This window comes from Crossiella sp. CA198 (assembly GCF_052078295.1).
Classification (GTDB): Bacteria; Actinomycetota; Actinomycetes; order Mycobacteriales; family Pseudonocardiaceae; genus Crossiella.
The window spans coordinates 112,656-119,009 of record NZ_JBQJIM010000028.1; the positions used below are offsets into that span (position 1 = coordinate 112,656).

The 6,354-nt window shown below is 70.6% G+C and carries 6 protein-coding genes; 5 read left to right on the forward strand and 1 reads right to left on the reverse strand.

The window, feature by feature from the left end; all coding sequences use genetic code 11:
- The 4 genes from ACTOWY_RS37045 to ACTOWY_RS37060 all read left to right on the forward strand — a co-directional run bounded on the left by ACTOWY_RS37045 (position 1) and on the right by ACTOWY_RS37060 (position 3,309).
- Positions 1–1,152 (forward strand): C40 family peptidase, encoded by a 1,152-nt coding sequence (locus ACTOWY_RS37045; RefSeq protein WP_441314244.1) that lies wholly within the window; start codon positions 1–3, stop codon positions 1,150–1,152.
- Positions 1,153–1,166: 14 nt separating this feature from the next.
- Positions 1,167–1,568 (forward strand): YbaB/EbfC family nucleoid-associated protein, encoded by a 402-nt coding sequence (locus ACTOWY_RS37050; protein ID WP_441314245.1) that lies wholly within the window; start codon positions 1,167–1,169, stop codon positions 1,566–1,568.
- The gene (locus ACTOWY_RS37055) at positions 1,565–2,020 is read left to right on the forward strand and encodes a YbaB/EbfC family nucleoid-associated protein (protein ID WP_441314246.1); all 456 of its coding nucleotides are present in this window, start codon (positions 1,565–1,567) and stop codon (positions 2,018–2,020) included. The genes ACTOWY_RS37050 and ACTOWY_RS37055 overlap by 4 nt, the downstream gene beginning before the upstream one ends.
- 62 nt (positions 2,021–2,082) lie before the next feature.
- Positions 2,083–3,309: a primosomal protein gene (locus ACTOWY_RS37060; protein WP_441314247.1), complete on the forward strand. Its 1,227-nt coding sequence runs from the start codon at positions 2,083–2,085 to the stop codon at positions 3,307–3,309.
- A 66-nt stretch (positions 3,310–3,375) separates the two neighbouring features.
- Here ACTOWY_RS37060 and ACTOWY_RS37065 read toward each other — a convergent pair whose 3' ends face one another.
- Positions 3,376–4,464, reverse strand: coding sequence for an adenosine deaminase (locus tag ACTOWY_RS37065; RefSeq protein WP_441314248.1), 1,089 nt, complete (start codon positions 4,462–4,464; stop codon positions 3,376–3,378).
- A gap of 407 nt (positions 4,465–4,871) precedes the next feature.
- Between ACTOWY_RS37065 and ACTOWY_RS37070 the strand changes: the two genes are divergently transcribed.
- Positions 4,872–6,137 (forward strand): hypothetical protein, encoded by a 1,266-nt coding sequence (locus ACTOWY_RS37070; protein WP_441314255.1) that lies wholly within the window; start codon positions 4,872–4,874, stop codon positions 6,135–6,137.
- The last annotated feature ends 217 nt before the right edge of the window (positions 6,138–6,354 follow it).

The window sequence follows — 6,354 nt, forward strand, 5'->3', positions numbered from 1 at the left end:
ATGTCCGACGTCGAAGCGGTGCTCAACGGGCTCACCGAACCGTTGCGCAACAACCTCAAGGACATCGAGGGCGACCACGGCGCGGCCCAGCGCGCGGCCACCGCCTTCGGCCAGGCCAACACCGCGCTGGCCGATCTCAAGGGCAGGCACAACGGCGCGTTCAAGGGCGCGATGAACGGCTGGTACGGCGACCGCGCCAACGTCTTCCAGGGCCGGGTCACCACCCTGGAGGGCTCGCTGGACAAGCTGGCCGCCAACTGCAAGACCGCCCAGGACGCGGTCAACGGCGCCTACAACGCGGTCACCTCGGCAAAGGGCAACATCGAGCGACTGGTCAACGAGCTGCGCGGCGCGGTCACCCCGCAGGTGCAGGCGGCGCTGGCCGGCAAGGCCGGCGGCAACAAGGCCAGCGTGCCCGAGGCGATCAAGCAGTGCTGGTGCACCGCGGCCAACTTCCACCTCAAGGGCACCCAGGAGATCACCAAGGCCAAGCAGGCGCTCGGCGAGGCCGCTGGCAAACTGCGCGGCCTGCCCGGGGTGGACGTGGGTTCGCTCGGCGGCATGGGCGGCGCGCTCGGCGGCGGCGTGGACGGCACTGGCACCGCGGGAGCCAACGGCCGCAACGGTTCCGGCGGCAACGGCAGCGGCTCCTCCGGGGGCGGCGGCGGTTCGGGCAGCGGTGGTGGGGGCGGGGGCGGCGGTGGCGGCGGCGCGCCCGCGTCCAACCTGCCGGTGGCCATCCCACCGCAGCCGGGTTCCGGTGTGGACGTGAACCTGCCCGGCGGCAAGACCGTGCAGGCGCCCAACGAGATCGCCGCGGCCGCGGTGCGCAAGGCGCTGACCGCGCTGGGCACGCCGTATGTCTGGGCGGCCTCCAACCCGCCGCAGGGCACCGACTGCTCCGGGCTGACCAAGTGGTCCTACGCGGCCGCCGGGTTCGAGCTGCCCCGGCACTCCGCGGCCCAGGCGATGGGCGCGCAGGTGCCGCCCGGTGAGTTGCTGCCCGGCGACCTGGTGGTGTGGAAGGGTCACGTGGCGATGTTCATCGGCGACGGGCAGATCATCGAGGCCGGTGATCCGGTGCAGATCGGCAAGTTGCGCACCACCAACAGCGGCATGCCGTTCATGGGCTTCTTCCGGCCGACCGGCTGAGCGGGGGTAGGTCGATGCACGAGGACTACGTCGAGGCGGACAACGCGCGGGCGGCGGCGAAGATCGCCGAGACCGACCAGCGGGTCGCCGAACGACTGGCCCGCTCCGGGCCGGTGCTCGGCCGGGCCCGCTCCGGCGACGGCGCGGTGCGAGTGACCGTGGCGCCCGGCGGGGAGATCCAGGAGGTGCTGATCGACCAGAGGGCCCTGCAACTGGGCTCCGCGCAACTGGCCGCCGAGGTGCTCAAGCAGGCCCAGCGGGCCACCAGGGACGCGGCCGGGCGGCTGCACCGGACCCTGCACGGCGTGCTGGACGCGCGGGCGTCGGCGGGGCTGACCGCACTGGGCATGGCGCCGCAGCCGGTGACCGACGACGATGACGAGGACGGCGGGTCTTTCCTGCGGAGGGCGCGATGAGCGAGCCGGATGAGCTGCGCGAGGCCGAGGACCGGCTGCTGGCCAGTCAGCAGCTGGAGGCCGACATGGCCAGGGTCATCGGGCAGGCACGCAGTCAGGACGGGCTGATCGCGGCCACCGTCAACGCCAGCGGCGAGCTGCTGCAGCTGTGGCTGGATCCGGCCGCGGTGAACCTGGGCGCGGACCGGCTCGGTCAGGCGATCACCGAGACCGCGCGGCAGGCCGCCGAGTTCGCCGTGCAGCGCTCCTACAACGTGCTCGCCCGCGCGCTGGGCGATGAGTTCACCGCGGTGGTGGAGGCCGTCGGCGGCACCGTGCCCGCCCGCGCGGCGGGCTGGGACAGCGCCGCGGTGACCGGCCCGGCCGCCACGCCCGGCAGGCCCGCGGTCACCGAGGAGGAGGACGAGGACGTGTTCTCCTTCGATCTGTCGAGCCTTCGTTCGGACCGGTGATCCGCTGCGCGCGGTGAACCCGTAGGCTGCGGCCGAATCCGTCGGCGACCCGGAGGCAGGGAATGGCCCAGGACATCGTCCCGATCGAACTCGGTCTTCCGCAGGGTGACCTGGTCACGCTGTGGGCGCCGAAATGGCGTGAGGACGGCGAGGAGTGGGAGGCCTTCCTCGGCCACGGGGAAGACCTCTACGGCTTCGCCGACGCCGCACACCTGGCCGCCTACCTGCGCAAGGCGCAGGAGCACGACCTCACCGACCACCCGGCCTGGGCGCAGGTGCCCGGCCTGCACGCCGGTGAGCTGATCCCGGACGACGAGCACCGCTTCGACCTGGTCGGCGTGCCCGAGCTGGTCGCCGAGGAGCCGGACACCTGGACCATCGGCGAACTGGCCGAGACCGTGGCCATCGTGCGCTCGCTCGCCGATGTCTGCGAGCTGGAGGCCGTGCACGAGGTGCTGGACTCCGCGGACGGGTTCGCCCTGCTGAACCAGGGCACCTACCCGTTCCAGGGGCGCGACGGCGAGGCCAGGTGGAACGACCTGGCCAAGGTCGTGATCGACGAGTGGGACAAGGTCCTGGACGCGATCGACGCCGTGGTCACCCAGCCCGAGGTGGACGAGGCCGCGCTGACCGCGGCCCAGGCCGAACTGGACGAGCTGGAGACCGAGGAAGAGGACGCCGCCGAGGGCGAGCAGGCCGAGGTCGAGGAGGAGGCGCCGACCGGCTTCTGGGCCGAGGTCGGCATCGACCCGATCAAGATCATCACCTCTGTCGGCGAGCACTACACGCTGCGCTGCTACCTCGATGACAAGCCGGTCTTCCTCGGTTCCGAGGGCCAGATCGACGTCTTCGGCACGCCGCGCGCGCTGGCCCGCTTCCTGGCCACCGGCGAGGGTGACTCGGCCGAGGACCACGCCAACGACCTGTCCGCCGTCCTCACCTGGGAGGACGTGGTGGCCGCCGCCACCAACGGCGACCTGGAGATCGAGGTCGAGCAGGACAACACCTACGTGCTGACCGGGCTGGCCGACGATCTGGCAGGCGGGGTCGAGCAGGTGGACCCGTACCAGCTGGAGCTGGCCGTCGAGCTGATCACCGACGCGGCCCAGTGGGCCGAGGACGACTCGGCGGGGAAGGCACTGGCCAAGTCGGAGAGCCTGGGCTGGCTGGTGTCCTTCGTGATCCGCCCGGACCCGAACCGGCTGGCGCCGAGCGCGCCGTTCACCGCCGAGGTGGAGTCCTGGGAGAAGCTGGTCGCCGGTTTCGAGGAACGCCTGCGCGCGCACTGAGCGCTGTAAATCCTTGATAGACAGTGGGGCCGCACCCGGATCACCGGTGCGGCCCCACTGTTTTTCTCATGCCTGGAGCGCGGCGTAACCGGGCTTGATCACATCGTTGATGATCGCCAGGCGCTCGTCGAAGCCGATGAAGGCGGACTTCATCGCGTTGACGGTGAACCACTGCAGGTCGGCCCAGTCGTAGCCGAAGGCGTCGACCAGCGCGGCCATCTCGCCCGACATCGAGCAGTGGCTCATCAGCCGGTTGTCGGTGTTGACCGTGACCCGGAAGCGCAGCCGGTGCAGCAGGCCGATCGGGTGCTCGGCGATGGAGGCCGCGGCGCCGGTCTGCAGGTTGGAGCTGGGGCACATCTCCAGCGGGATGCGGCGGTCGCGGACGTAGCTGGCGAGGCGGCCCAGGTGCACGGTGCCGTCCTCCTCCACCTTGATGTCGTCCACGATGCGCACGCCGTGGCCGAGCCGTTCGGCGCCGCAGTGCTGGATGGCTTCCCAGATCGAGGGCAGGCCGAATGCCTCACCGGCGTGGATGGTGAAGTGCGCGTTCTGCTGGCGCAGGTACTCGAAGGCGTCCAGGTTGCGGGTGGGCGGGAAGCCCGCCTCGGGGCCGGCGATGTCGAAGCCGACCACGCCCGCGTCGCGGTAGCGCACGGCCAGTTCGGCGATCTCCAGCGAGCGGGCGTTCTGCCGCATGGCGCAGAGCAGCGTGCCGATCCGGACCTTCTTACCGCGCGCGGCGGCGGTGGCCTCGCCCTGCCGGAAGCCCTCCTGCACGGCTTCCACGATCCGTTCCAGGGACAGGCCGCCCTCGGTGAACAGTTCGGGGGCGTAGCGGACCTCGGCGTAGACGACACCGTCGTCGGCGAGGTCCTCGGCGGCCTCGGCGGCCACCCGGATGATCGCCTCGGTGTTCTGCATGACGCCGACGGTGTGCGCGAAGGTCTCGAGGTAGCGGACGAGGGAGCCGGAGTCGGCGGCCTCGGCGAACCAGACGCCCAGTTCCTCGGCGTCGGTGGTGGGCAGGTTGGCGTAGCCGCCGGCGTCGGCCAGGTCGATCACGGTCTGCGGTCGCAAGCCGCCATCGAGGTGGTCGTGCAGCAGCACCTTGGGTGCGGTGCGGATGGTTTCCAGAGTCACCGGGGTTGACATGGCGACACGGTACCCGTGCTCGACCGGCGTGTTGGCAAGCCGTTCCGGAGAGCACCCGCTATGATCATTTGACCTGTAAGACGAGCGGTAATTCCACTCTGTCGGATGGTTCTTTGATGTTCTCGCGGCTCCTTCGCCACGGAACGTCGATCATGGTCGGGGAAGCAAGTAGCTCGAATGGGGAACGCGGTTCTGCGCTGATCAACCACTGAAGATCAAACCACTGGCGTTTCCTGCAGCCAGTCACCCGAATGGCGTACTCCTAGCCAACTTTCACCGAAGTTCGGCCGGGGGTCGGTGACCAACAACTCGGGCGACTGGCTAGAGTCGCGTCCGTCGGTCCCCTCCCTTCGACGAAGGTCCCTGCCGTGAGCGAGAACAACCACTCCACAATGTCTTTCGATCGGATGCGCAACACGCTGATCCGCGCAGCCGAGATCCGTGAGAGCGAACAGCAGCAGATCTTCGACGCGCTGGACGAGATCCACGCTCGACTCTCGCCGCTGGAATCGCTCGGCTCGGTGCGCAAGCGCCTCTCCGAGCTGCCCGACCGCACCGAGGTCAGCGTGCTGGCCGAGCGCCTGGACGAGACCCTCGCCCGGCTGGAGGCCCAGGACGGCGCGATCGCCGGGCTCGGCCGCGCGGTGGAGAGCCTGGTCGACAAGCTGGCCAAGCCCTTCGCCCAGCTGGACGGCCGCCTGGACGGCGTCGCGGGCCGGTTCGAGGGCGTGCAGGGCAAGATGGACGGGCTTGAGGACAAGCTCTCCAACATCCACAAGCGGCTGGACGATCTCGGCGGCAACGTCGAGCGGCACCTGGACAAGCAGGACGCCCGCCTGGAGGCGCTGCCCGCCGCGATCACCAACCCGGTGCGCGAGCGCGTGGAGGCGCTGGAAACCGTGTTGCGCGGCCGGATCGACGAGGTGGACGAGGGCGTGCACGAGCACCTCGACGGCACTCGCGAGGCGCTGCAGCGCTCGCTGACCGAGAGCACCGACAACCTGCGCGGCCTGATCTCCGAGGGCACCGACACCCTGCGCAGCTCGATCAACGACGGCACCAGCTCGCTGCGCGGCGCGATCACCGAAGGCAACAACACCCTCAAGAGCAGCATCACCGAGGGCAACACCGGCCTGCGCAACAGCATCAACGACGGCAACAACAGCCTGCACAACGCGCTGGCCGCGGCCCGCGACGAGCAGAACGACAAGCTGGACGACCTGCTCGGCCGCCCCGCGGTCGACCCCACCGAGCGGCTGCAGGGCCTGGCCGACCGGCTGGAGGCGCTCAACGCCCGGCTGGAGCAGGTCGGCGGCCGGATCGACGAGGTCGAGGACAACGTCAGCGGCCGCCTTGGCGACCTGGACGGCAACGTCAAGCAGGGCCTGAACCGGGTCACCGGCTCGGTCACCGAGCGCCCGGACAACGACGCCCTGCTCGGCCTGGTCCGCCAGGCCAACCAGGAGTCCGACCAGCGCCACGCCGGCCAGCTGGACGAGGCCATGGCCACCTTCGCCGAGCTGATCCTCGGCGGCGGCGGCCCCACCCCGCCCCCGCCCCCCGCGGTGATGCCCCGCCAGCAGCGCCGCAGCCGCGCCAAGAGCACCGGCAAGTCCCGCGACGCGGAGAAGTCCGTCGACCCCGATGGCGTGGACGTGGACATCGACAGCTGACGCACACCAGGACCGACCAGAGCGCCCCGGGAGCCCAGGCTCCCGGGGCGCTGTGCTGTGCTCCGACGACTTGGGCCAACTGGTACGCCCGGTTGGCCGAAGTGGGCGTGCCAGTTGGCCCAAGTGCCGTCCGGGTCTTTCCAGACGCCCGTGCCGGGCGGAAAATCGGGGCTGGTCACCCCCGATGTCGTCGCGTCCCTTGGTTCCATGAGGCCGT

What these genes read in the sequence shown, in the direction of transcription:
- ACTOWY_RS37065 (WP_441314248.1), bottom strand. Translation starts at nt 4,464, where the DNA reads ATGTCAACCCCGGTGACTCTGGAAACCATCCGCACCGCACCCAAGGTG.
- ACTOWY_RS37045 (WP_441314244.1), top strand. Translation starts at nt 1, where the DNA reads ATGTCCGACGTCGAAGCGGTGCTCAACGGGCTCACCGAACCGTTGCGC.
- ACTOWY_RS37055 (WP_441314246.1), top strand. Translation starts at nt 1,565, where the DNA reads ATGAGCGAGCCGGATGAGCTGCGCGAGGCCGAGGACCGGCTGCTGGCC.
- ACTOWY_RS37050 (WP_441314245.1), top strand. Translation starts at nt 1,167, where the DNA reads ATGCACGAGGACTACGTCGAGGCGGACAACGCGCGGGCGGCGGCGAAG.
- ACTOWY_RS37060 (WP_441314247.1), top strand. Translation starts at nt 2,083, where the DNA reads ATGGCCCAGGACATCGTCCCGATCGAACTCGGTCTTCCGCAGGGTGAC.
- ACTOWY_RS37070 (WP_441314255.1), top strand. Translation starts at nt 4,872, where the DNA reads ATGCGCAACACGCTGATCCGCGCAGCCGAGATCCGTGAGAGCGAACAG.